This window comes from Oligoflexus sp., assembly GCF_035712445.1.
Classification (GTDB): domain Bacteria; phylum Bdellovibrionota_B; class Oligoflexia; order Oligoflexales; family Oligoflexaceae; genus Oligoflexus.
In genome coordinates this window covers 1-23,748 of the sequence record NZ_DASTAT010000115.1, presented here as the reverse complement: position 1 = coordinate 23,748, position 23,748 = coordinate 1, and the positions used below count along the sequence as shown (strand labels likewise).

Here is a 23,748-nt window from a genome sequence, read left to right as displayed (position 1 = left end):
TATTTCTATTTTGACGAGCTTATGGAAAATAGGCTATACGGGAAGCTTGCTTAGGGCTCCGCTTTCCCCATCCTCTTGCTGTCGAGGTGATCCAAATATGCTTGATGTTCTCAGCGAAGGCTTTAAAGAAGCCAAACTGAAGCTTAAAGGCAAAGCCGTTCTGAACGAATCGAATGTGAAAGAAGCGATCGACGCGATTCGGAAGAGTTTGCTCGAAGCCGACGTTGAATATTCGGTGACCAAAAACTTCCTGCAACGCGTCCAGGAAAAAGCCTTGGGCCAGGAAGTAGCGCTGCGTGCGGGCAAAGGCGACAGCCGCATGGCCGTCTCACCAGCCGATCACTTCGTGATGATCTGTAAAGAGGAGCTGGAGCAGCTCATGGGCCCGGTGAACGCCGAGCTGACGATGGCTGTGAACCGCCCGACTATCATCATGATGGTGGGTCTGCAGGGTTCTGGTAAAACGACCAGCACGGGCAAGCTCGCCAAGTATCTTGTGACCAAACAGAAAAAGAAACCGCTTCTGGTCGCGGCCGACATCTATCGTCCCGCCGCCGTCCAGCAGCTTAAAGTCCTGGGTGAACGCATCGGCGTCCCCGTGTTCCATAAGGAAGGTGCCGATCCCGTCACCATCTGTAAGGAAGCGATGCAGAAAGCCTTCGACCTTGGCTGCGATGTCGTCCTTTTCGATACCGCCGGTCGTTTGACGATTGACTCCGCTTTGATGCAGGAGCTGGCGGATATTCAGAGCGCCACGAAGCCTGACAACGTCCTGCTCGTCTGCGATGCGATGATGGGCCAGGACGCTGTGACGACCGCCAAGTCCTTTGATGAACGCCTGAGTTTGAGCGGCGTGATCATGACCAAGCTTGATGGCGATGCCCGCGGTGGTGCGGCGCTCAGCATCAAGGAAGTGACTGGCAAGCCCATTAAATTCCTGGGTATGGGCGAAGATCTGGACCGGCTCGAAGAGTTCCGTCCCGAAGGCCTCGCGAGCCGCATCCTGGGCCTCGGTGATATCGTCGGCCTGATGCAGGATTTCCAGAAAGTGGCGGAAGACGACCAGGAAGCGCAGGCCATGAAGCTGCTCCAGGGTCAGTTCAGCTATATCGACTTTTATAAGCAGATCGAGATGATCCAAAAGATGGGATCGCTCAAGGATCTGATCGCCAAGATGCCGATGCAGGACATGATACCCAAGGGCGCGAACATCGACGATCGCGAGCTGACCAAGGTCAAGGCGATGATCGATTCGATGACCAAGCGCGAACGCATTGGTCAGGACAACCTCGACCGTCCGCGCATGTCCCGTATCGCCAAAGGTTCCGGCCGTCCTGTGAAGGAAGTCGAGGAGCTGCACAAGCGCTTCACCGCCATGCGGAAGATGATGGGCATGCTCGGCAAGAACATGGGCGGCCTGCTGGGAAAGATCCCCGGTATGGGCACGCTCAACCAGATGAACAGCATGCGCAAGGCCGCTTCGCAGATGGGCCAGATGCCCGGCGGCCTGGGTGGGCTTGGGGATATGGGCGGCATGTTCGGCGACGCCGGCAGCAAGCCCAAACCTGCATTTGATCGCGATAAACAAAAGAAGATGCGGAAGGCCGCGAAAGACGCGCGCAAGAAAAACCGCAAATAAGCTGGATATGAAGGACAGGTTATGAGCAAGAAAAAGGTTTTTGTAGAAACCTGGGGCTGTCAGATGAATGTCGCGGATAGCGAGACCATGCTGAGCATGCTGCAGTCGCAAAACTATGAGACGACGGATCAGGTCGAGCAAGCCGACCTTGTTTTGCTCAATACCTGTCATATTCGGGAAAAAGCCACGCACAAAGTTTTGAGCCGCCTGGGCGCTTTGCGTCAGGTCGCGGAACATAACCCTCAGATGAAGATCGCTGTGGCGGGTTGCGTGGCGCAGGCCGAAGGCGAAAAGCTCTTGGAGAAAGCCACCAATATCGACATTCTCCTGGGCCCGGGGAAGATCGATCAGTTGCCGGAGCTCCTCACAAGGCACGAGGAAACGTCCAAAACTGTGTCGGCTTTGGGCTTTAAAAAAGGCCGCGGTGAAGACCATCCGCATGCTCCCGTGGAAGCGTCGACCACGGTCAAACCCACGGTCACCGGCAAAGCGGAAATCACCCGCTTTGTGAACATCGCTCAGGGCTGCGATAACTTCTGCACCTTCTGCGTTGTACCCTTCACCCGCGGTCGCGAGATTTCGCGTCCCGCAGCCGAGATCGTTGCCGAGGTGAAAACTCTATTAGCCGATGGCGCGCGTGAAATTACCCTTCTGGGGCAGAACGTGAATAGCTACGGCCATGATCTGGTCCGCGACGGAAAACTCGCTGAGACCGAAAATGGACCCTTTGTGAACCTCCTGGAAGAGGTGGTTCAGTTGCCCGGTCTTGACCGTCTCCGTTTTACGACGAGTAATCCGCACGACTTCACCAAACCCCTGGCTGAGCTTTTCCGGACCTACCCGAAGATGGGCCGCTACATTCACCTGCCGGTGCAGTCGGGCAATGATGAAGTCCTGGAGCGCATGAAGCGCAAGGTGACTGTGGCTGAATACTGGGAACGCGTGCGCTGGCTGCGCGCTGTGGATCCCGAGATGGCTCTTTCCACTGATTTGATCGTGGGTTTCCCTGGGGAAACAGACGAGCAGTTCGAGGACACCTTGAAGCTCGTGGAGGCCGTGCGCTTTTCGTTCATCTTCGCCTTCAAATATTCGCCGCGTAAAGGCACAGCAGCCGCTCGCTTCCGTGAGCAGGTTCCCGAGGACGTGATGTCACGGCGTCTGGCGGCTTTGAACGAACTTCAGGATCGCATCACGCTTGAGATGAACCTTGCAGAAATCGGCCGTACGCGTGAAGTCCTCTGCCACTACAAGAGCCGCAAGGAAGACAATGTCTACTACGCGCGCACCGAGCAGTTCCGTCTGGTAAAGATTCCAGCGGAACGCGACCTGGTTGGCAAAATCTTCAACGTTGAAATCATTGATGCCAATAAAACAGCATTAGTGGGTCGTCTTGTTTAGCATCGTTTCCTTTCGGACACGCTTCATACTGCAAGGCAGAATTCTCTGAAAACATCAAGAAGGTCTGAATAGGAGTTGGAAATCAGCTTCCTGCAGGCCTTCTGTCCAGTCTTCCGACAGCCACTTCACCGCTGGTCCAACGCTTGCTCTATCCTTCGTAGCGCAACATAAGTCGCGCCTTATAAGGAGGATTCCATGTCAAACGTCTCGAAGAAGCTCGCTCGCACCGCAGCCGTAGGTATCTGGTCGATCGCCTCGATGGCTCTGGCCGGTCAGGCCAAGACCAGCGCTCCAGGTTGCTACGAAGGCGACAAGGCCGTTCCCACTGCGAAAACTCAGGAAGAGTGCCAGAAGCTCGGTGAAAAGCACATGTGGATGGAACACGGCAAGGGCCATGAGCACGGAAAAACTCAGGCGAAAGCCAAAGGCAAGGTGAAGGCAAAAGCCGAAGCCAAAGCGGAAACCAAAGCAGCGGAAACCACCACTCCAGCTGCTCCCGAAGCCCAGCCTGAAATCCAGGCCGCTCCCGCAACCGAAGCTCCAAAAAAGTAATGTGACCCACCCTCATCCCGCTGGGGATGGGGGCTTTCCGCAACCGCCCTACGCTCCACGCAACGCGAGCCTGCGCTCCACATTCCGTCATCTCGAATGCAACACGAGCCTGCGCTCCACATTCCGTCATCTCGAATGCAACGCGAGCCGTCTTTAAAGTTTAACGTTATTTCTTCTTCGCATCCGTCTCAGGCCGCACCACGATGCGACCTGCGCGAATATCGCGGGAAAGTTCTGTGCAGAACCAGGCATAAGCGGCAACACTGATCACGAAAAGCAAACCGGTCACAACATAAAGCGAAGAATACATCAGCTTGTCCTTAGCGCGGTGCTGAGAGACTCAGGCGCGAAGTCTTGCCGCGCGCGCCCACCACCGGTATCTTGACCGTTCGGACGGGTCCATCCATCAGCAGTTCGATCGTCTCGTTCATATTAGCAGGCACCGTCTCACCTTTCCAGCGCACTACCAGCTCCCATGCCTCTTGGACAGGGTAAGCCTGAACCTCCAGAGTATCCTCGTTGTAGACCACTTTCTCAATATGCAATGTTTGCTTGGAAGCGCTCTTCACCCGGACTTTCACCGCCCGGTCCTCGATCTGAACCACCGGCGGCATGAGGGTAATCAGCCGTTCAATCGTCGCCCGCATGCGAAAAACATGCGGCCGCTCCCGATCCTCGTTGGTCAAAATCACAACTTCCTTATCAAAGTCCCCGATAAAATGAGTGGTATCCACCCTGACGACGAGCTCACCGCTGGCGCCTTTGGCAAGCTCCTGTCCTGCCTTAAGCGACTGGGAAAGACAGCCACATTCCTGATGCACGCCCAGCACCCGCACGGCCGCTCCCTTTTCCTCGCGATAGGGAAAACGGAATTCCAAGCGATCACCCTGTTTGATAGGCCCTTTGTCCTGGTTATAGGCATCAAAGCGCAGCGAACCCACCTCGCCTCGAATGGCTGCTGTCAGGTCGACTTCATTTTCATAGCCGAAAACGCCGGTGGAAAACATGAGCCCCAGAACAAGGCCCACCCAGCGAAAACCACCGATTTTTGTGAAAATGGCCATAAAAATCCCCCCTTCGCTGCGAAACAAAGTTTGCAGCAGGATTTCCTATCGACAGTTTTTTGGGGAACTCGAGCCTGGTCAGGGCCCGGCACTTTCTGCCTTCAAGCCCCGGGGGATTTAAGCCGATCAAATGCCTGGAGGTCAGAGTCCATGAGGGATTGGCTTGAGTTCATACAGAAGGATGTCCTTGCGATCTTCGCCGAACTTTCGATGAAGGATCTGCAGTATCCGTTTGCCCTGATCCTTTGGATTTTCCTCGTCTCCATGCCCTTGCATGGCGTCGATCGGCGCGATCACATTGCGGGCATGAGCTATACGCTCTACTGCACAACCACAGCCATCGTCCTCTTCCTCGCTTTGCCGGGAAGCTTCCTGGACCTTGCTGATATCGGGTTTCATATAGCCTTCGTGTCGTTTTTCGTCGGCGTGACCTCGTATCGCTGGTTCCATTCCAACGACACTCTCATCATCGTCAGTGACGGCAAACCCACCAAACAGAAAAAGCAGGAGATGGATCATGAGAAAGTCTGATTTCGATAGCCGACTTTTGATCTATCGTTCGCGGCAGATGTCGCTGATGATGCTCATGGGGATGGCCACCACGGGCTTTACGATCATGATCGTGCAGGGAACAGAGAGCAACATAGGCTGGTGGGCGATCGGCGTTCCGCTTTGTCTTATCGGTGGACTCTTCATCCTATTTCCACCGACTGAGGAATGGGAATACAAAGCATGGCAGGGAAAACCGCGTAAAGTGGAGCAGCACTTCGATCGCTGATCTCAGGGTGCTGTTTTCAGGGAAAGCTCTTCGATCCAAAGTCCGGATCGGTCCGCTGGAGAGAGATCCATAGTGTTCAGCGGCTTTTCCGTGACCAGCAGCATCAGATGGCTTTCCTGCGGCGCGACAGGCGTGAACTTCAAAGGCTGGCTGCCCTTCATCACTACATTTTCCTGGGCGGAAACCGAAAGATTGCTCATCTCAAGGTGCAAAGTCTCGCCCTGAACATATCCCAGGTGAACATAAACGGGCTGACCGCAATAAAGCTTCAAATAATGATCGCTGGTCTTATTCACCTTGTTTTCAACTTCAAACACCGAAGAATCGCAGGCCACCGCCGCCACCGGCTCCGTGCCTTTGGTGACCATGGACTGAACGTCGGTAACATTTTGATTTCTTTGCATGAAAAGCATAACCGCCGCAGCGGCAAGGAAAGCCATGGTGCCTGTTTTCAAAGGCTGGCGAAAGCGCAGGACGGATGGGGCAGGCTGAGCCTGACTTTGTTTTTGCAGAAGCCTTTGCAGGCTTTGTGACGTCTGAGCTTCAGCGGCATCCAATTCGTCATCGCTCAACCGATCAATGTCTGCTTCATGGATCTTTAATAATTCCCGGAGCCTGGTTTCATCCTCCGGCGTGATCTGTATTTTCCGTACTTCCATGGCACAATCCCCTTGTCATTCTCGTCGTGGAGCGATGGCCCCTACCTCCAAGAACACTGGGGGTGTCATGATATTGCAACCCGGTTAAAATTTCTGTAATTAGTTGATTTCCAAACCCTTTTCTTCGGCCAATTGAATCATGGCCTGGCTTACGATCAAGCGAAAACGGCGAAGATGGGACAGCACGGTGTTTTGATTCATCTGCAGGCTATCGCAGATTTCCTTGACCGACATTTGGTCCAGATAGAAGTAGCGGGCGACCGTGGCTCGGGGCTCACCTTCATGCATCTGAATCAGCTGACGCAAAAGGGTGATGGATTGTTCAAAATGCAGCGACGCGAACTCATCATCCGCGACCAGGATAATCTCGGCGCCTGAAGCACCGTCTTCTTCCGAGATCGCATCCGTACCGGAGACCGATACGGTCCGCTTGGTTTTGCGCAGTTCATTCAAACAGCGATTGCGCGCAATCGTCATCAGCCAGCCGCTAAAAGCAGCCTGTTCCTTAAGACTGGCAAGGTTTTGCCAGGCCTGGACGAAAATATCCTGAATCAAATCGTCCGCTGTCGCGTCTTGAAATTTGAAGCGTGAAACGACCGCACGCACGGCCGAATAGTGTTTTTTGTAGAGAGTTTGAAAATCCAATTGGGGGCTTTCTTTCGTCACCTGGCTTTTATTCACTCTCGAGCCCCCACCGTAATCGTGTCCTGCCATAGGATTTGGTCTTGAGGCACCACTGCGTCCTTGCTTAGTTCCTTACCCGTAAGAACTAAACTAATGGACCAGGGTTGTCCTGATTGCAACGGAAATCGAGCAATTTGCCCTTCGCGTAAGATTCTCTGACGTTCACCGTTAGTCACAGCGGTGTTGAGAGTCAAGGACTCAGACCCCTTGGCCTCGACCCGCATGAATCCTGAGCTGCTGCAACGCACGCTGATTTCAACGTCAGCACCGACATTTCCTACAAAACCAAGACCGTTGGCCGTTGGCACAACCGACGATCCATCCAGAGCAGCGACGTCCAATTCACAGTCTGCCGCCGCAGTCTGTCCAGCCGTGCCTTTGATCTGAACGTTCTGCTCATTCATGGTCAGGGCATCATCCGACGATTGCGGACGAACCATGATGAACACCAGAGCAGCCGCGGCCGCGAGGCCCAGGAACGGCAGCATTTTATTTTTGTTGGGACGTTTGAGGGGCAGGACATCGGCAGGCTTCGGCGTGTCCTGCACGACTGGCGCCGCTTTGGAGATCTTGTCCTGCAGCGCCGACCAATTACGATTCATTTCATCCGTGTGCGTTGGCAGAGACCCTGGCGTCTTCTGCGCCAGCTTGCGTACGGAATCCTCCAGCCGGTCTTCCCACTCGTTCAGCTCGGTGTCTGAAGGATTGGCGGCGTCAAGCTTTGCTTCTTCCTGACGCATGAGCTCCCGGAGTCTTTCCATATCGCTTGGTTTGATCGTAATCTTTTTATCTGCCACGGCTTGTCACGTCCTTTATTGGGGCTTCGGACACGCGGTTTACCAGAAAGTTCCGACGTAAACCGCAGCTGTAGGAGCCATCAAAACGTTGGTCTTTTCGACCGTAAAGTTCCGAACCAGGTCCAATCGAACCTCGGCGCCGGCCCGAATCAAATGGTAAACCCACATCGTATCGAGTCCTGTTCCGAGACTCAAGCCCCCGGTCGCAACCAGCTTTTCCTGCTGATCGAAGGCACCGCTGTCCCTGTCATCAATGACGCGATTGAGCAGGATGGAGTTGATTCCGGCCAGCCAGCGCGCCTCGGTACGAACCGAACGATCCGTGCTCGACAGCGAGCTCAGGGTCAAACGGCGCTGCGCACCGACCATAGCCGCCATCATACTGCGTTTTTGTTCAAAGCGCTGGTTGGGATAACCATCGACTTCAATTTTTTCGTCCTGCTCGGGGAAATAACTGAATTCGGTCACCAGATCGTAGAGCCAGAAGGCTTCTTCGCGAACATAACGGAGGTTCATCCCCTGGGAAGGATTCGGGGTGTAACCCTGGTTGACGCCGCGGTTCAGGAATTGATAATTGCGAACGCCCACGCTGAGGCTGTTCGGCAGACGGGGCAGCAGGTAGTTGGCCACTGAATATTCCCGACCAGCTTGAAAGTTCACGACGCGATCGGCCAAAACTTTTTGGCTGTCCGGATCCTTCAGAGTCAGACGAACATCACCCTCCGGCACAGTCAGGCCTTTGGATATCGAACCGTAATCCTTGCCGTCGATGCTGACAACCAGCTTCGAAAAGCGATCCATCAGCGAGAAAAGGCTCGCCCCTTTATCTTTCTTGCGCAGACTGCCCGATACGATCACCGGATCCGAACCGAGGAGTTCCATGATCGCCGAAGGTCTCTGCCGGCCTTTGGTGTATTCATAGGTGGCCTGGGATGCGAAGGCATGAGCTTCCGTGATCGATACCGCACCATCACCGTTGCGATCGCGACCGAAGCCTTCCAGGAGGAAGTGCGTGTAGACATCATTCTGCAGGCGTTCATCTTCCAGAGCCGGCTCGCGCCAGCCGCTGGCGGTCAGAACGATGGAACCTTCGGAACGTTCCTGGATGGGCTCTTCAAAATAAGGCGCTTTCAGCTGGGCCAGCGCGCGCTTCATTTCCGGAGTCAGAATGGATTTACCGACGCCTGAGTGACAGAAGGCAAGAATCAAAACCTTCTTGCGCGATTTCAGCTGCTGGAACATTTCCATCAGATAATCGTAATCAAGGGCTGTTTTCTTGGTGTTCTGAGGATCCGTGTCGCTGGTGATGATATAGCGCCCGACTTTCCCGTCTTCCTTATACGCGACGGTTCCGTGCGTGGAGACGTAGACGACCACCGTGTCTTCTTCGTTGCGGTTGTCCTGCTTCAAGCGCTCAAAGGCCTTGATGATACTCGCAGCGCTGACAGGCTGCTCGTTATCCGTGACGAGAACGCCGCCATCGAAGTTTTGTCCTGGGGCCTTGATGAAGTAGTTGTAGATATCCGAGGCGTCTTTCCGCGCATAACGCAGAGGATGCCAAAGATTGCTTTGAAACTGACCTACACCTACGGACAGGATGAACTTCTTCGGACGCAGGCTTTCAGCAGCGGAATTTTCATCAGCTGCAAGGCGCAGAGCAAAACCAAAGGTCAGAGAAAGGGCAAAAGCGATCAGTCTTTGTATTTTCACGATAACTCCCGGTCTTAAGCCGCGCCAACTTATCCTACAATTTCCTGTTATGTCAATCCATTTTCCGCACGAAGTCCTTTCCTGGACCGTGATTGCACCGTCATGTGGAAATTTTCGCGGGAGCCAAAACCGGAGTCAAATAAACCTCTTCAGGAAACTGGCCTATCGTGAAATGACCAAGGCTCCGCCGCAGCTCGCCGTAAACGTCGGATACGATCCAGTGTTCCAGGTCCCAGCGCAGGCGCAAAGGCGCCCTCATCTTCTCAAGTCCCTGCAGCGCAAGGCTATGGTCCTGAATAAGTGTCGTGGTGAGGCGGGCCAGGAAACGACTGATAATACCCTGGGCCTCTTCATCGTCAAAACGTCGCGACTGCTGCGCAAGCTCGTACCAGGCCTTTCTTTGCGCTGGGCTCAGGCTGCGGAGCCAGCGCCCCACCTTGCCCTGGGCCGGGGTTTCGGCGCCGCGCATCATACGGGGAATGATGCTTTCAATCTGGTGATGCAGAAGGCTGAGCTGCCAGTCCCATGCGGTAATGCCAAGCCTTTGAGCCAGCGCAACAAAGAGCAGCGACCATTTGGAATCCAAAAGACTCGAAAAGAAGGGCGGCTTCGGCTGCCAGAGTCCACTGGGGTTCGGCGAATAGATCCTCTTCGGCTTCGGCATCCAGGTGATTTTTTCCAAGGCGGCCTGGATTTCATCTTCGACTTCGCTCAGGACCTTCGGTTTTTTCACCGGCGTCAGCTGCGGATGAAGTGACGCCAGAAGTTCAGGAATCAAAGGCCCCACGGTGAGTATGCCTTCGACCAGTTTCCGCTCATGGCCGTCGAAGCTGTGGACGACTTTTTTCACGTGGGTTTCGGTCAGATCGAGCATGGAAAAATCGCGACGCTTCTCGCCGCAGATTTGCCAGTGACGCTCCAACTGTTCATTGAGAACCGTGCGATGCTTCAAGACAGTGGCCACGCGCCAGCACAGATCGTAGCGCTTCAGCGCAGCTCCGAGCTGCCAAACTCTCGCCAGATCCTGGTTTACATAATGAAGACCAAGCGCTTTACGATCGAGGATAAAGAGTTCAAGACCCCACTGATCCCGCTCCCGCGCAAGGTTTTCCAGCGCACGAATCACTTCACGACTGGGCTGGGCCACTTGCACCAGGAAATTGCAGACATCCTGCTCGTCGATGTCCTTGCCTTCACCCACGAGCCTGACCATCAGCAGGAGCTTGACGCGTGCCGGTTCCTGCAGGCGCTCGGTTTTGCCAACCCACTGCAGAAGATGACGATGCAGCTGCATCCAGGTCAATGGCAAGGCCTTGCCGCTGTGATCCGCCGCTTCCCTATAGGATTTGCGCGCATCCCAGAGCAGGTTTTCCTGCTGGCCCTGGCTCCACGCGAATTCATGGAGCATGGCCACTGCATGCCAGAACCAGGTTTTGATGGGATCGGGAAAATGATAGGCCCGAACCGGCGCCCAAAGCGCGTGATCAAAAGCCGGCTTATGAAACTGCGTGGCCTTTTGAATGAAAACTGTGTTGATCTGCGGCAGAAGATAATCGAGCTGATGATACTGAAGGAGGATTTCCGAGACGGCCTGCCAGGCTTCCGGCTGCTCCGGAACCCAGCGCAATGGATCTTTCAGAAGTTCGTTCAAAGCCGCGCGATCTTTGGGTGATGCGGATTCGAACCTTTGCATGCGCAGAAGAAAGGAATCCAATAGCGCAATGCGCGCCCGCCAGTCGAGTTCTCTTTGCAGCTTTTGTCCATAGGGGCAAAGACCGGATTCATCGCGTTCGACGCGAATGTCCAAAAGAAGGTCGAGGGCTTTCTGAAATTCCGGAGTCTGCCGCGATATGGATTCCAAAAGACGGATGGCGAGCGCTTCATCACCATCAGCCAGGGCCTGACGCCCAAGGGCCAAGGCCAATTCACTCTCACTTCGTTTCAAAAGCGCGCCGAATTCCTTTTGCGCCGCCCAGATTTCGCGATCAAAACGTCGGAACCATTTGAACGCTTTTTCCGTTTCGCCTGCGCGCAGGAAGGACCAGCAGGCATAAAGACGTTCGATCGGCAGAAGGCGCAGCTGCAAATCTTTGCGAAACATAAGACCATCAAGGACGGCCCAACGTTCCGCCTGCCAGAGTTTCACAACAAGGTGCGAACGCAGGTCACCATCGATCAGCGTATAGAACGTCACGTCTTCTTTCAGAAAACTGCCGAGCACTTCTTCCAGATCGCTGACCGAACCGTAAAGGAGAGCGAGGTCCACCAAACGCGCGGCCATCTCGGGGCGCGGAAAGGCTTCATAGAGCTGCCAGGCTTCGTGACGAAAGGCGGCCCAGTTTTGTTCAGCTTCCACTTTATGACGAAGTTTCAATTCCGCTTCGAGTGCATGATCCAGGCGGGTGGTGGCAGCCCTGGCATTTTCCATGGTCGGCAGAGCTTGATTGGGATTCGTGTGCTCCGCAAGCACAGCGCCACGCGTGGGCCTTGGTTCCGGCTGGGCGGCTATGGGAACAGTAATCGAGCCTGTGACTTCATCGCCACCAAACTGGGGCACGGCTTGCGCCTGCGCTCCAGGCCGCAAATCCCGGCCATGGGTATCATCAACCAGTATCGAACGACGCAGAACCTCAACCGTGTCAGGTTTAAGGCCTAACTTTTCGATCATTCGCAGGAGTCGCAGGCTCTGCGGCACGGAAACCTCGTCTGAACCCAAGATTGGGGGCGTAACAGACTGGTTTTTATCTTTCTCCATGCTGGCCTCCTGAGTGGCTGCTCACAATTAGGACTGTCAATAGGGCATTATATCATTTTAACACAGTTTTAGGGCCATTACTCACGGCGGTTTACTCGATTGCTCAGAGGGACTTTGGAAAACCAAAGTGCAAAATCCCGCCGCTCTGGCAAGCGCGCCCTTGACCTTTCCCCGGTCTTTTTATATGTCTGCGGCAGTCGGGATCAAAAATTTCAAGAGTTTACCAGGACACGATGACATATGATCCATCTCCTCGCCCTAGACTTGGATGGCAGCATAGTCGATCTCATCGAACGCGAATCGCGTGATGAGCTCGAGTGCTCCGTGCATACGGCGAGTTACCATTATGAGCTCGTGGTCAAGTGTCAGGAAAATCGCTACGACGCTGTCTTGATCGACCTCGACCACCCGCGCTCCGGGAGTTTGGAAGAGATCGACCAGCTGAAAGCCTTGCAGCCCTCCATTCGCTGCTATGTGCTGACCTCTCTGCCTCAGTGGGAGCAGGCGCTCCAGGCCATGAAAAGCGGGGCCGACGATTATCTGGCCAAGCCGGTGCATCCCGACAAGATCCGCACGATCCTTCAGACTTTGAACAAACGCCCCGTGCATCGTCTAACCGGCGATCTGAAACTGGAATTCAATAAGTCCAAGCGCATCATCGGCCGCTCGACCGCCATTAAAAAAGTTTATGATCTGATCCAGAAGCTGGCTCGGGTTGATACTTCCGTTTTGATTCGCGGGGAAAGTGGAACGGGCAAGGAGCTTGTGGCCCAGGCGCTTCATTATAACTCCTCGCGGAAGCAGGGTCCGTTCGTGGCGGTGAACTGCGGGGCTATCCCCGAGACTCTGATTGAGTCCGAGCTTTTCGGTTACGAGAAGGGCACGTTCACGGGCGCGGATAAAAAGAAGCTCGGCAAGTTCCAGTTTGCCAATGGCGGTTCGATCTTTCTGGATGAGATCGGTGACGTGTCCCCGCAGATGCAGGTGAAGCTTCTGCGCGTTCTGCAGGAGAAGAAGATCACGCCGGTGGGTTCCAACCAGGAAATCCCGGTCGATGTGCGTATTATTTCTGCAACCAACAAGCCTCTTGAAAAGATGATGCAGGAAGGTAAATTCCGCTCGGACCTTTACTATCGTCTGAATGTGATGCCGATCAACCTGCAGCCTTTGCGGGAGCGACTTGAGGATATCGAGGACCTCTCGGTCTTCATGATAGAGAAGTTCAATCGTCTGCACGAACGTCATATACGCTGCCTGACTCCGGAAGCCGTCCAGGCCCTTCAGGTTTACGATTGGCCAGGCAACATACGCGAGCTGGAAAACGTCATCGAGCATGCTTTCATCATCGAAGGCACCGACGAAATCCATCTCGATTCCCTGCCGCCGCACATTCAGCAGAAAGCGCCTGAACTTGACGAACCGCACTCCGAAGGTGAGGGTGAAACCACGCGTCTTCAGGAAGAACTCCGCACCATCGAGCAGCTGATGACGGAGGCCAACTCCCTCAAATATCCCGAACTCAAAGAGCAGTTCGAAAAAGAATTCATCAAACGCGCCCTCAAGGCCTTCAACGGCCGCATCAACCAGACGGCAGAGCAAACCCAGATGACCAAGGTCACGCTGCTTCGCAAGCTCGAAAAATACAACATCAACCCCAAAGAATATCAGCACTGAGCCCACGCAAAGCGCGCTTTGCCTGCGCGCGACGCCGTGTCATCATCCCAAGCACACCCACGCGTCGTCATCCCAAGCACCACCCACGCGTCATCATCCCAAGCACACCCACGCGTCGTCATCCCAAGCGCCACCCGCACGTCGTCATCCCAAGCACACCCACGCGTCGTCATCCCAGGCACCATCGTCACCCCGCGCGGAGCGCGGGGCTACACACTTCGCGCCGAAACCCTTATGAATTCCGTACAGCTTTGCTATGATGTCGAGAACCAAAGGAGACAGCCGTGACGAACCCTGACGTATTTCGCATTATCGGCATCGACCCGGGTTCCCGAATCACAGGTTTCGGCGTGCTCGAGCTGCCCCGTGGCGCGATCAATTTAAAGCGCGTGCAGCTGGTGGCGGTGGGTGTGATCCGATCGAAGCCCACTCTCCCCCACAGCGAAAGAACCGGCTATCTCCACGAAGCCATTCATCAGCTCACCGGGCAATACAAGCCTGAAATCGCCGTCATCGAACGCGCCTTCACGGGCGTCAACCCTCATTCCGCTCTGCGTTTGGGTGAAACACGCGGCGCGGTGATTGCCGCGGTCAGACGCCACGGGATTCAGGTGGCCGAGATCACGCCGACTGAAGTCAAAAAAACCATCACAGGCCAGGGCCACGCAACGAAAGAACAGATTGCCGCGGCGTTGAAATATCTTTTGCAATTCGAGCTCGGCGATTTACCACACGACGCCAGTGATGCCGTTGCCATCGGGTTGTCCTATGGCTTATCTTTAGGAATCCGAAGCCCATCGCCGCGACCTCGTCACGATGCCTTAGGTTAAACCTTCAAGGGAGTGCCTGCCCATGTTCCCGACTCGTCAGTTCCCAGCCACCCGGTTGCGCCGTCTCCGTTCCAATGACTTCAGCCGCCGCCTGGTTCGCGAACATAGCCTTAGCCCGAATGACTTCATCTATCCCGTCTTCATCACCGAAGGCAAAAACATCAAAATGGAAATCCCTTCGATGCCGGGCCAATTCCGCCTGAGCGTCGATAATCTTTTGCAGACAGCTGAAAAATGCATGGAGCTTGGCATCCCGGCTGTGACGCTCTTTCCGGCGATTGAAGCCGAGAAAAAAAGCAAGATGGCCCAGGAAGCCCACAATCCCGATGGCCTTGTCCCGCGCGCCGTCAGCGCCCTCAAGGAACGTTTTCCCGAACTCGGCGTCATCACCGACATCGCGCTCGATCCCTACACCATCCACGGACAGGATGGCATCATTGATGAAACAGGTTACGTCATCAATGACAAGACCATCGAAATTCTCTGCAAGCAGGCCGTCTGTCATGCTCAGGCCGGTGCGGATGTCGTCGCTCCCTCGGATATGATGGATGGTCGTATCGGCCACATTCGAAATGCCCTGGACCACGCGGCCTTTCCACTCGTGCAGATTCTGGCTTATTCCGCCAAATACGCCTCAAGCTTCTATGGCCCCTTCCGTGATGCTGTCGGCTCCGCGGGCAATCTGGGCAAGAGTTCCAAAGAGACCTATCAGATGGATCCTGCCAATAGCAACGAGGCCCTGCATGAGGTCGCCCTCGACATCCGTGAAGGCGCGGATATGGTCATGGTCAAACCTGGCCTTCCTTATCTGGATATCATCTACCGTGTGAAAGAATCGTTCAAAATGCCGACTCTGGTCTATCAGGTGTCGGGCGAGTATGCGATGCTGAAGGCTGCGGGACAGAACGGTTGGATCAACTACCAAGCCTGCGTTCTTGAGTCCCTGATGGCTTTCAAACGCGCCGGTGCGGATGCTGTCCTGACCTATTTTGCAATTGAAGCCTCGGAATGGTTGCGGAGCTGATATGTCGTTTGCCTCTTGGACTGCGTTTCGCTACCTGAAATCGAGTCGGGAAAATCGCTTTTTTTCCTGGATCACCTTTCTATCTCTCTTCGGCCTTGCGATTGGGGTTGCGGCCCTGATCGTGGTGCTGTCCGTGATCAATGGCTTTGAATATGAACTGCGGAACCGCTTTTTGCAGGCGAACGCGCATATCATGGCCTATCGCTATCCGGCCGGCATGTCGAATCCCGAGAAATGGTCCAAAATCATCGAACGCGATTTTCCGGATGAAGTCCGCGGGACCTCGCCCTTCATCCATTACGAGACCATGGCGAAAAGCGGTTCCATCATGCAGGGCGTTCTGGTGCGGGGTATCGCTCCGAAGCAGCGTGAAGCGGTGCAGAGCATGCAGAATCTGATCGACCCTCCCACGGCCCTGGCCGTGCTGCAGCAGGAAATCGACGACGAAGCCGCAGGCAAACCGGAGCCGGAAACCCCTGCCGTCATCCTGGGTTCCGGGCTGCTCGGCATCCTGAATGTGAAGGTGGGTGAAACAATCCACCTCATTGCACCGACAGAAAATCGCTTCTCGGACATGAAGCGTTTCAAGGTGGTGGGGACGTATAACTCGGGTCTGAAGCACTATGACAATCGCCTTGTGGCCATGAGCCTCAGCTCGGCCAGGTCTTTTTTTCATATGGGTGATACCGTCACTGGTCTTGAAATCGGCCTGAACGATGCCGATCGCAGTCCCCAGGTGGCCCGGCTCATGGAGGAGAAGTACAATCTGTCCTTCCGTGAGTGGCAGTCTTATAACCGCCCCCTCTTTGAAGCGATGGAAAGAGAGCGCACCGTGATCGCACTCATCGTGGCCATGGTGGTGATTGTTGCCGGCTTCAATATTCTGACAACGGTCTTCGTCTCGGTTTCGCAGAAACAGCGGGACATCTCGATTCTCAAGGCTTTGGGGGCTCGCAACCGCCAAATCATGGGACTTTTTCTGGTGCAGAGTCTCTGCATCGGCATTGGTGGAAGTATTGTAGGTGCAATTCTGGCTGGCGGAATCTCCTATGTTTTGGAGCATTACCCGTTCATTGATTTGCCGGAACCTTATTTCTTGAAAAGTTTGCCGGTTCATTACAGCGCTGAGGTATATCTTGGAGTGGCCGGAGCGGCCAGCCTTGTCTGCCTTCTGGCCGGGCTGTATCCTGCCTACGTCGCTTCTCGCGTGGTCCCCACCGAAGGCATCGCGGGCACGGGCCAGGCATTGTAAGCGTCCAGGGTCAGGACTAAGCCGTTATCCGGACCCGGAAAACCTGTTGTAAAAAGACACCTGCCATGGCTAAGATAGGCGGTGTTTAGCGCTAAAAGCACACATGGGGTCAATGTTGAGCACCGACGAGGCTACAGCAAAGAAAAAGAAAATCCCTGCAGGGTCCATCCCGATGCAAATGGCAGGAGATCTGCTGATGGCTCGATCGACAAATCGAGAGTACAGCCAGATCTTCCGTCGCTACGAGGCGATCCTGGAGGTTTTTGCCAATATGGAACGTGAAGAGCGTTTGATGAACTATAAGTTCCTCATTGCTCTGATTTTAACCAGTCACGCCAAGAAAATTCAGAATGTGGCGGAGCGTAAAAAGCTCTTCGACCTGAAGAACCAGCTCTACTTCAGCATTGCGAACAACAAACCCAATCGTCGCAAGCTGGCCTTCAAGTACCTCGTGTCCAAGAACTTCCGCGTGATCGAGTTCTGCCAGAACTGTACGAAGAAGAACACCGAGGAAGGTCTGGAACGCCATAAATGGAAGTTCTGCCGCGACTGCCAGGTGGATAGAAAATTCTATAACGTTCTGCAGATGTCTCATCACTTCGAAAACGGCACGATGTCGCTTTATATTAGCAACGATCTCGTACCTCAGGTGGATAACCTGAAAGTGGCTCAGAAGGGCAAGCTGGAGAACGGCAAGGAAGAAGGCCGTTACGACAAGTTTCATTACAACGTGAAGAATCTGGATATCTTCAACCTGGAATCGGTGAAGAAGATTCAGGCGCGGCTGTTGCAGATTTCGCCTTAAGGGCATTTCAGGCGCCGGCCATCATTTCTTGATGCCGCGTTCCACTTCCGTCGTCAGCCCGCTTTCTGTCGTCAGCCCGCTTTCTGTCGTCAGCCCGCTTCCTGTCGTCAGCCCGCTTTCCGTCGTCAGCCCCGGAGGGGCCGCCCCGCGGGGCAGCCTCAAACGCGGAGATCACTCCCCAAAAAGTTTCGAAAAGAACCCGTTACCACTCGTAACCTTCTCCCCCGAAACCTCAGCAAACTTCATCAAAATCTCCCGCTGCTCTTTACTCAGCTTCGTCGGAATCTCAACCGCCAGCTCCACAATCAAATCCCCGCGGCCTACACCACGCAGTCTCGGAATCCCTTCGCCCGTCACCGTCAAACGCTGACCATGCTGCGTTCCCGGCTGCACATCCACTTCAATTTTATTATCACCAAGCGTCGGCACGTTCAGCTTGCAGCCAAGCGCCGCCTGCACCATCGAGATATGCGCCCCGTAAATCAGATCCGAACCATCCCGCTCAAAATGAGGACTATCCTTGACCTGCAGGAACACATAAAGATCACCAGCCGGCCCACCGTAGGCCCCGCCCTGACCTTCCGCGCCCACGCGTAAGCGCACGCCCTGATCCACACCAGGAGGAATCTTCACGCTGACTTTCTTGCTTTCCTTCACGCGACCGCGACCTTTACAGGCCTTGCACGGCGTCGTCACCATTTCGCCTTCGCCCTGACAGGTCGGGCACGCGCTGGCCACTGCGAAAAATCCTTGATTGCGACGGATCTGACCGCTGCCGCCGCAGCTCGTACAGGTGCGCTTTCCGCCCGGCTCCGCGCGTTCCCCCTTACAGGTTCCGCAGCTGATTTCACGGTCGTATTCCACCTGCTTTTCCACACCGAATGCGGCCTCTTCAAATTCGAGCACAAGGTCATAGCGAAGATCAGCGCCCTTGCGTGGACGTTTTTTCCCGCCCTGCCCACCAGGGGAAGAGAAGCCAAAGAAATCTTCGAAGATCGAACCGAAGGACGAGAAGATATCGTTCACATCCGAGAAGCCCGAGAACCCTTGCCCTGAAAGCCCGGCATGTCCATAGGCATCATAGACCTTGCGTTTTTCCGCATCAGCCAGGACTTCATAGGCTTCGGCGCATTCCTTGAACTTGTCTTCGGCTTCTTTATTGCCCGGGTTTCTATCGGGGTGATATTGCATGGCCATCTGCCGATAGGCGCGTTTGATATCAGCATCGGATGCCCCGCGCGATAAGCCTAAAACTTCGTAGTAATCACGTTTTTCCATGTATTCTTAATCCGTCCTTAAAAGCTGTGTTCGGGGCCCGGAAATTGGCTGCCTTTCACATCCTTGTCATACTGATTCAAGGCCTGTGAAATCACCTCTCCTAAATTAGCATATTTCTTCAAAAATTTTGGGCTAAAATCACTGTTAAATCCAAGCAAATCATGGAGAACAAGCACCTGCCCGTCGCAGCCCGCACCGGCTCCAATCCCGATCGTGGGAATAGGGATTTGCTTCGTGATCTCTTCAGCGAGAGCCGCGGGAACGAGTTCCAGTACCACCGCACAGGCGCCGGCCTCTGCGAGTTTGATGGCGTCTTCTATAATGATCTTCGCCTGATCACCCTTGCCCTGCACGCGATAGCCACCCAGCTGATGCACGCTTTGCGGCGTCAAACCCAGGTGACCCACGACGGGGATACCGGCCTGCACGATGGCTCTTACTTGAGGCAGGATGGCAGCACCACCTTCCACCTTGACCGCCGCCGCGCCGCCTTCCTGGATAAGGCGTCCGGCATTGCGCAGAGCCTGCTCGACCGAGAGGTTATACGAAAGAAAAGGCATGTCGGCGACCAGCATGGCTCGTTTTACGACGCGGCCCACACATGCGGTGTGATGCACCATATGATCCATCGTGACGGGAATCGTATCCTTGAAGCCCAGGACCACGTTGCCGGCGCTGTCACCAACCAGGATCATGTCGATGCCGGTGCGATCAATCAAAGCCCCAAAGGCTGCATCATAGCAGGTCACCATGGAAATCTTTTCCTTCCCCTGCTTTCTTTTCTGCAGGGTTTTGACGGTGACCTGGGCGGGGGCTTCACTGCTGTGCTTGCTCACTGGAACCTCATGAATAAAGAAAGGGTGCCGTCCGCGATTCGGGCACATCCTTCAGCCCTACCGGTGGCCCTTGATAAACAATATTTCCACCGGCCCCGGCGGCCTCGGGACCAATCTCAATCAGCCAATCGGCGGACTGCAGAAAGCCCATGTGATGTTCCACGACAACGATGGTGTGACCCAGATCGCGCAGGCGTATCATCTGCATGAGCAGCTGATGAACATCCGAATCACTTAACCCGGTTGAGGGCTCGTCGAAAATCAAAAATCCAGGTTTGCGATCCGAGGCATCCAGCATCATGCGCAAAAGTTTCAGGCGCTGCGCCTCACCACCGGAAAACGAGCTAGTATTCTGACCGAGCGTCACATAGCCCAGCCCCATGCCAATGACCTGATCCAACGCGTTCTTCAGCTTGGTCTGATCATAAAAGACTTCCCTAGCTTGTGTAATCGTCAATCGCAGAATGTCAAGGAGGGAGCGTTCACGGAAAGTAATGCTCAGGGCCTCATCCGTAAATTGGCGCCCCTGGCATACGGCGCAGGTGACCGGCATCTCCCCTAAAAACGACAGATCCTCTATGACGTAGCCCAGACCCTTGCAGTGTTCACAGCGCCCTCCGGGAACGTTGAAGCTGAAAAATCCGGGCTTGAGTCCTTTGGCCTTGGCCTCGGGCGTATCCGCGAGGAGTTTACGAATCTCATCGTAAAGGCCGAGGTAGGTGGCAATGGTCGAACGACTCGAACGGCCGATGCCTTCCTGCGAGACGAAGTGAACAGCCGACAGGGTTTTGATGGCGGCAACAGGGCCAAGGCCATCGGCCAAAACCGGAGTGGGCTCCTTCTCATCCATATCATTATCGTTGCCCAGGACCGCAGCCAGCATGGGATAAAGGGTATGCCGCACAAGACTGGTCTTGCCGCTGCCGCTGACACCGCACACGACATTCAGGCCGCGCAGAAGAAAGCGGGCATTCACGCCCTTCAGATTATGCGTGCGCGCATTCGTGAGTTCGATGTACTGATCCTTCGACTCCACAACGCGGCCCTTGGGCCAGCTGATCGGTTTTTTATGATAGGCCTGAGGCTCGCCGTGAAAGACGAGCTGCCCACCCTGATGACCAGCGCCTGGCCCGATTTCGACAAGGTATTCTGCACCCTGAACCAGAGTCCTTTCGTGCTCCACGACTACGATCGTATTCCCTTGATCGCGGAGTTCATGAATCACGCTCAAAAGATTCTGACTGTCCCGTGCGTGAAGTCCGACGCTCGGTTCATCCAAACAAAAAAGTGTTCCCGTCAACGCGCTGCCCAAACTCCGGGACATATTGATCCGCTGAACTTCCCCACCGGAAAGCGTGCGGGCACTGCGGGCCATATTCAGATAACCCAGGCCCATCTTCAAAAGATAGGACAGCCGCTGCTGGCCTTCCTGAATCGCTTCCTGGGCCGCCGCACGGCGTTGACCTTCCAGCGCATCCTGAAGGGAAACAAGTTGGGTAAACCACTCTTCCAGCTCCAGCATCGTCATGCGGCTGAGATCCGCAAAATTTTTCCCTTGAAGGGAGCAGGCCAAAGCCTTTTTATTCAGACGAAAACCACCGCACGCATCGCAGCCTATATAGGTATGAAAACGCGCCGAGTGTATCCGATAATGAGCCTTATATTTTTTGGTATCAAGCCACGCAAAGTAACCATTGATCCCATCAAAACGTCCCTTCGCATCCCCTTCGTAAAGCCACTGCCAGTCGGCGGCAGTATATTTTTTGAAGGGTTTTCCAGGATCCATGCCCCGATCATTGGCGCTCTTCCGGGCGAGCTTATACATCGCATCGTGATCACCGAAGTTCCACGGCGCAACGCCACTTTCCAGAATGGAGCTCTCCATGTCGGGAATCATCTTGCTGCGATCCTTCACAGCCACGCGACCAAAGCCCTGGCACACTTCACAGGCGCCCAGGGGATGGTTGTAGTTGAAAAGAGTGGGCGAAGGCTCCTGATATTCCGTCAGACAATGCCGGCATTTCAAAGTCTTATAGTAGGTGCGGCTCTCCCCCTTTTCAGGAACAAGAGTCGCCTCACCACGACCGAGGCGCAGAGTAAGTTCCGCAGCTTCCCGGCACCGCGCGCGGTTATCATCATCGAGAGTCACGCGATCAACCACGATCATGCTGCGTTTCAAATCCGTCGCCTTGGTTTCATCAATGCGCTGAACCTTGCCATCGACATAGCAGCGGGTAAAACCCTGCGTTTCCAGCTGCTGTTTCAAATCCGCGGCCTTGAGCTTGCTCCAGGTCTCCATGGAGGCCAGCATCAGGACCCTTTGCCCGGGCCAACGTTCAAAAGCATCCCGTGTAATCGTGCGGCCATCGGCTTTTTCAACCACCTCGCCATGACAGATGATTTTGGAAAGATGCCCGAAGAGGATGCGCAGGATATCGTTCAGCTCTGTCATCGTTCCCACGGTGGAACGTTGATTCAGGCCTGATTTTGCCTGTTTCACGGCAATCGCCGGCGGCAGATTCTGGACGTCATCGATTTCAGGTTTCGGCAGCTGCTTCAGATACTGCCGCGCATAACTCGAAAGACTTTCCACATAGCGTCGGTAGGATTCGCCGTAAAGCGTGTCGAACACCAGGGAGCTTTTGCCGGAGCCGGAGACGCCGGTTACGACTGTGAGTTTGCCCAAGGGCAGGTTGAGATTGATATTCTGCAAATTGTGAGTCCGGACACCCCGCAATTCGATAGCCTCGTCCTGGCTGTTCATGAGCCCCTCCGTGGTTGAATGAGAAAAACAATGGCAAAGATCAACTGCGAGCACAAGCCCGCGTTGAATGCTTCCGCTCCTGCGACAATCATGCCGTGGGCGCAGGATCACGCTGTCCCATTCACCATGTCAAAGGGTATATAAGAGGGATTCAAGGAGTCACGGCTTCCGACTTCTTAATAGCCGCAAAAAACCGTTCTGCGGCTTATGCTCCGCCTGATCCAGGACGACACCTGACAGCCAGAAGGAGCCTTTGACAACGCATCCTGGTTTGGGATCGCTGCGCAGAAGCAAGGGATCCACGACGACATCATAGATGGCCGCATAGGACTGCACCTGCAGCCACCAAAAACTTTTTCCTGTCATCTGGTTGGTGCGCTTCTGAGCATCCAGAACATGGCCCGAAATCAGGGCATGAGCGGTGGGAATCGCTTCGCTTTCCTGGCGACCATCAGCAGGGAAAAGTCCGGCCGGAATAAAGGACTCGGCGGCGATCGGCGATTTATCACCATTTTTTTGCTTCCACGCTTCATCCGAAGCAAAAACTTCGAGCTCATGCGCAAAAGCGGCAATTTGAACCGGAAGAGTCGCCGGAAATTTTTCCTGATGATAACGCCGATAATCAGGGGCATCGAAGAGCAGAGGATAGGCGCCTTCCTGATGATCGTGTTCCTCTTCCGGAGCGACCCAGCCGAAGTACGCGCCATCAAAAGCATGATCCTTGTCCCTGTGCACGGAACGCACAATCTTCAGGGTCATGATCGAGGGTCCGACGAAGTGCGGATTCATGCCCGCAATCTGCCGGTCCTTATCCGCATGAAGCCAGATCGCGGCGCCCGAGGGATCCTGATAGGAAAGATAAAAGCCCTGATCCACCTCATGCGGCGTGGCTTTCTGCGCAATTTTTTCAGCAAGGGCGTAGAGATCCTGCTCCGTTTGCACAGGAAAACCGATGCTCGACAGGTGGCTGGCCATTAAGACTCCTCAGTTCCGCACTTCATCCACAGTTCCGTCCCGGTTCCAATCATAAGCACGCCGCACGACCTGGCCGTTGGCGTCGAGGACTTCAAGCATGTCGATCACGCCGTCTTTGTTAAAATCCCAGCCTTTATAGCCAAGATGACGCTCAAGAAGCTGTTCACCGGCAAAGGAATTTACAAAGATGGGAATATAATCGGGGAGGGGGTCAGCTTTTTTCTCCACGACACCCGACTCTAAAGTAAAATGGGTGGGCAATGGCTTACCATCA

General features: G+C 54.7%; 22 protein-coding genes. 10 read left to right on the top strand and 12 right to left on the bottom strand.

Annotation, left to right across the window (positions count from 1 at the left end; genetic code table 11):
* The first annotated feature begins 97 nt into the window (after positions 1–97).
* The 3 genes from ffh to VFO10_RS24995 all read left to right on the top strand — a co-directional run bounded on the left by ffh (position 98) and on the right by VFO10_RS24995 (position 3,589).
* Positions 98–1,639: a signal recognition particle protein gene (gene ffh, locus VFO10_RS25005; RefSeq protein ID WP_325144731.1), complete on the top strand. Its 1,542-nt coding sequence runs from the start codon at positions 98–100 to the stop codon at positions 1,637–1,639.
* A gap of 21 nt (positions 1,640–1,660) precedes the next feature.
* A complete protein-coding gene (gene miaB / locus VFO10_RS25000; protein WP_325144730.1) occupies positions 1,661–3,037 on the top strand; it encodes a tRNA (N6-isopentenyl adenosine(37)-C2)-methylthiotransferase MiaB in 1,377 nt (458 codons plus the stop codon).
* A 195-nt stretch (positions 3,038–3,232) separates the two neighbouring features.
* On the top strand, positions 3,233–3,589 hold the full coding sequence (locus VFO10_RS24995) for a hypothetical protein (RefSeq protein ID WP_325144729.1): 357 nt from the start codon (positions 3,233–3,235) through the stop codon (positions 3,587–3,589).
* Between the two features lie 166 nt (positions 3,590–3,755).
* Here the strand turns inward: VFO10_RS24995 and VFO10_RS24990 are convergent, their stop codons facing one another.
* The gene (locus VFO10_RS24990) at positions 3,756–3,899 is read right to left on the bottom strand and encodes a hypothetical protein (RefSeq protein WP_325144728.1); all 144 of its coding nucleotides are present in this window, start codon (positions 3,897–3,899) and stop codon (positions 3,756–3,758) included.
* 10 nt (positions 3,900–3,909) lie between these two features.
* Positions 3,910–4,653, bottom strand: a complete 744-nt coding sequence (locus VFO10_RS24985) for a DUF1573 domain-containing protein (RefSeq protein WP_325144727.1) — start codon at positions 4,651–4,653, stop codon at positions 3,910–3,912.
* Between the two features lie 150 nt (positions 4,654–4,803).
* On the opposite strand from VFO10_RS24985, the gene VFO10_RS24980 reads away from it, so the two are divergent.
* Both VFO10_RS24980 and VFO10_RS24975 read left to right on the top strand, forming a co-directional pair.
* Positions 4,804–5,184: a hypothetical protein gene (locus tag VFO10_RS24980; RefSeq protein WP_325144726.1), complete on the top strand. Its 381-nt coding sequence runs from the start codon at positions 4,804–4,806 to the stop codon at positions 5,182–5,184.
* Positions 5,171–5,431 carry a hypothetical protein gene (locus VFO10_RS24975; RefSeq protein ID WP_325144725.1) on the top strand — a complete coding sequence of 87 codons (261 nt, stop codon included), beginning with the start codon at positions 5,171–5,173 and terminating at the stop codon, positions 5,429–5,431. The genes VFO10_RS24980 and VFO10_RS24975 overlap by 14 nt, the downstream gene beginning before the upstream one ends.
* Before the next feature lie 2 nt (positions 5,432–5,433).
* Here the strand turns inward: VFO10_RS24975 and VFO10_RS24970 are convergent, their stop codons facing one another.
* From VFO10_RS24970 to VFO10_RS24950, 5 genes are all read right to left on the bottom strand, one after another.
* On the bottom strand, positions 5,434–6,090 hold the full coding sequence (locus tag VFO10_RS24970; RefSeq protein WP_325144724.1) for a hypothetical protein: 657 nt from the start codon (positions 6,088–6,090) through the stop codon (positions 5,434–5,436).
* Positions 6,091–6,189: 99 nt separating this feature from the next.
* Positions 6,190–6,771: a sigma-70 family RNA polymerase sigma factor gene (locus VFO10_RS24965; protein ID WP_325144723.1), complete on the bottom strand. Its 582-nt coding sequence runs from the start codon at positions 6,769–6,771 to the stop codon at positions 6,190–6,192.
* Positions 6,768–7,571, bottom strand: a complete 804-nt coding sequence (locus VFO10_RS24960) for a hypothetical protein (RefSeq protein WP_325144722.1) — start codon at positions 7,569–7,571, stop codon at positions 6,768–6,770. Before VFO10_RS24960 ends, VFO10_RS24965 begins: the two co-directional genes overlap by 4 nt.
* 39 nt (positions 7,572–7,610) lie before the next feature.
* Positions 7,611–9,281, bottom strand: a complete 1,671-nt coding sequence (locus VFO10_RS24955; protein ID WP_325144721.1) for a caspase family protein — start codon at positions 9,279–9,281, stop codon at positions 7,611–7,613.
* A 100-nt stretch (positions 9,282–9,381) separates the two neighbouring features.
* Positions 9,382–12,036 (bottom strand): hypothetical protein, encoded by a 2,655-nt coding sequence (locus VFO10_RS24950; RefSeq protein WP_325144720.1) that lies wholly within the window; start codon positions 12,034–12,036, stop codon positions 9,382–9,384.
* 240 nt (positions 12,037–12,276) lie between these two features.
* On the opposite strand from VFO10_RS24950, the gene VFO10_RS24945 reads away from it, so the two are divergent.
* The 5 genes from VFO10_RS24945 to VFO10_RS24925 all read left to right on the top strand — a co-directional run bounded on the left by VFO10_RS24945 (position 12,277) and on the right by VFO10_RS24925 (position 17,621).
* Positions 12,277–13,710: a sigma-54 dependent transcriptional regulator gene (locus VFO10_RS24945; RefSeq protein ID WP_325144719.1), complete on the top strand. Its 1,434-nt coding sequence runs from the start codon at positions 12,277–12,279 to the stop codon at positions 13,708–13,710.
* Positions 13,711–13,994: 284 nt separating this feature from the next.
* Complete coding sequence (ruvC, locus tag VFO10_RS24940; protein ID WP_325144718.1) at positions 13,995–14,540, top strand: crossover junction endodeoxyribonuclease RuvC; 546 nt, start codon at positions 13,995–13,997, stop codon at positions 14,538–14,540.
* A 22-nt stretch (positions 14,541–14,562) separates the two neighbouring features.
* Positions 14,563–15,564 (top strand): porphobilinogen synthase, encoded by a 1,002-nt coding sequence (gene hemB, locus VFO10_RS24935; protein ID WP_325144717.1) that lies wholly within the window; start codon positions 14,563–14,565, stop codon positions 15,562–15,564.
* A gap of 1 nt (position 15,565) precedes the next feature.
* A complete protein-coding gene (locus VFO10_RS24930) occupies positions 15,566–16,816 on the top strand; it encodes an ABC transporter permease (protein ID WP_325144716.1) in 1,251 nt (416 codons plus the stop codon).
* Between the two features lie 196 nt (positions 16,817–17,012).
* The gene (locus tag VFO10_RS24925; protein ID WP_325144715.1) at positions 17,013–17,621 is read left to right on the top strand and encodes a hypothetical protein; all 609 of its coding nucleotides are present in this window, start codon (positions 17,013–17,015) and stop codon (positions 17,619–17,621) included.
* Between the two features lie 171 nt (positions 17,622–17,792).
* On the opposite strand, the gene dnaJ is transcribed toward VFO10_RS24925, so the two are convergent.
* From dnaJ to VFO10_RS24900, 5 genes are all read right to left on the bottom strand, one after another.
* On the bottom strand, positions 17,793–18,899 hold the full coding sequence (gene dnaJ / locus VFO10_RS24920; protein ID WP_325144714.1) for a molecular chaperone DnaJ: 1,107 nt from the start codon (positions 18,897–18,899) through the stop codon (positions 17,793–17,795).
* Positions 18,900–18,916: 17 nt separating this feature from the next.
* A complete protein-coding gene (panB, locus tag VFO10_RS24915) occupies positions 18,917–19,735 on the bottom strand; it encodes a 3-methyl-2-oxobutanoate hydroxymethyltransferase (RefSeq protein ID WP_325144713.1) in 819 nt (272 codons plus the stop codon).
* A 7-nt stretch (positions 19,736–19,742) separates the two neighbouring features.
* Positions 19,743–22,499 carry an excinuclease ABC subunit UvrA gene (gene uvrA / locus VFO10_RS24910; protein ID WP_325144712.1) on the bottom strand — a complete coding sequence of 919 codons (2,757 nt, stop codon included), beginning with the start codon at positions 22,497–22,499 and terminating at the stop codon, positions 19,743–19,745.
* 159 nt (positions 22,500–22,658) lie between these two features.
* A complete protein-coding gene (locus VFO10_RS24905; RefSeq protein ID WP_325144711.1) occupies positions 22,659–23,474 on the bottom strand; it encodes a hypothetical protein in 816 nt (271 codons plus the stop codon).
* A gap of 9 nt (positions 23,475–23,483) precedes the next feature.
* A partial coding sequence (locus tag VFO10_RS24900; protein ID WP_325144710.1) for a hypothetical protein occupies positions 23,484–23,748 on the bottom strand: 265 nt, incomplete at its 5' end.